The following is a 1499-nucleotide window of genomic DNA, read 5'->3' as shown; positions in this document are numbered from 1 at the left end:
GTTAACGAGGCGAACCGGGGGAACTGAAACATCTAAGTACCCCGAGGAAAAGAAATCAACCGAGATTCCCCCAGTAGCGGCGAGCGAACGGGGAGCAGCCCAGAGTCTGAATCAGCTTGTGTGTTAGTGGAACGGTCTGGAAAGTCCGACGGTACAGGGTGATAGTCCCGTACACCAAAATGCACAGGTTGTGAACTCGAAGAGTAGGGCGGGACACGTGGTATCCTGTCTGAATATGGGGGGACCATCCTCCAAGGCTAAATACTCCTGACTGACCGATAGTGAACCAGTACCGTGAGGGAAAGGCGAAAAGAACCCCGGCGAGGGGAGTGAAAAAGAACCTGAAACCGTGTACGTACAAGCAGTGGGAGCACCTTCGGGTGTGACTGCGTACCTTTTGTATAATGGGTCAGCGACTTATATTCTGTAGCAAGGTTAACCGTATAGGGGAGCCGCAGGGAAACCGAGTCTTAACTGGGCGTTAAGTTGCAGGGTATAGACCCGAAACCCGGTGATCTAGCCATGGGCAGGTTGAAGGTTGGGTAACACTAACTGGAGGACCGAACCGACTAATGTTGAAAAATTAGCGGATGACTTGTGGCTGGGGGTGAAAGGCCAATCAAACCGGGAGATAGCTGGTTCTCCCCGAAAGCTATTTAGGTAGCGCCTCGTGAATTCATCTTCGGGGGTAGAGCACTGTTTCGGCTAGGGGGTCATCCCGACTTACCAACCCGATGCAAACTACGAATACCGAAGAATGTTATCACGGGAGACACACGGCGGGTGCTAACGTCCGTCGTGAAGAGGGAAACAACCCAGACCGCCAGCTAAGGTCCCAAAGTCATGGTTAAGTGGGAAACGATGTGGGAAGGCACAGACAGCCAGGATGTTGGCTTAGAAGCAGCCATCATTTAAAGAAAGCGTAATAGCTCACTGGTCGAGTCGGCCTGCGCGGAAGATGTAACGGGGCTAAACCATGCACCGAAGCTGCGGCAGCGACACTATGTGTTGTTGGGTAGGGGAGCGTTCTGTAAGCCTGCGAAGGTGACCTGTGAGGGTTGCTGGAGGTATCAGAAGTGCGAATGCTGACATAAGTAACGATAAAGCGGGTGAAAAGCCCGCTCGCCGGAAGACCAAGGGTTCCTGTCCAACGTTAATCGGGGCAGGGTGAGTCGACCCCTAAGGCGAGGCCGAAAGGCGTAGTCGATGGGAAACAGGTTAATATTCCTGTACTTGGTGTTACTGCGAAGGGGGGACGGAGAAGGCTATGTTAGCCGGGCGACGGTTGTCCCGGTTTAAGCATGTAGGCTGATTNTCCAGGCAAATCCGGATAATCAAGGCTGAGGTGTGATGACGAGGNACTACGGTGCTGAAGTAACAAATGCCCTGCTTCCAGGAAAAGCCTCTAAGCATCAGGTAACATTAAATCGTACCCCAAACCGACACAGGTGGTCAGGTAGAGAATACCAAGGCGCTTGAGAGAACTCGGGTGAAGGAAC

1 rRNA gene (running past both ends of the window) is annotated in these 1499 nt (G+C 52.8%); it reads left to right on the top strand.

Annotation, left to right across the window (positions count from 1 at the left end):
- Positions 1-1499: ribosomal RNA gene (locus tag VZP09_RS18410) — 23S ribosomal RNA — on the top strand (it extends past both window edges: 168 nt to the left, 1235 nt to the right).

This window comes from Klebsiella sp. EMBS2024 (genome assembly GCF_036233805.1).
Taxonomy (GTDB): Bacteria; Pseudomonadota; Gammaproteobacteria; order Enterobacterales; family Enterobacteriaceae; genus Klebsiella; species Klebsiella pneumoniae.
Note: the sequence above shows the minus strand (reverse complement) of the source record. Positions and strands in the feature narration are given on the sequence as shown.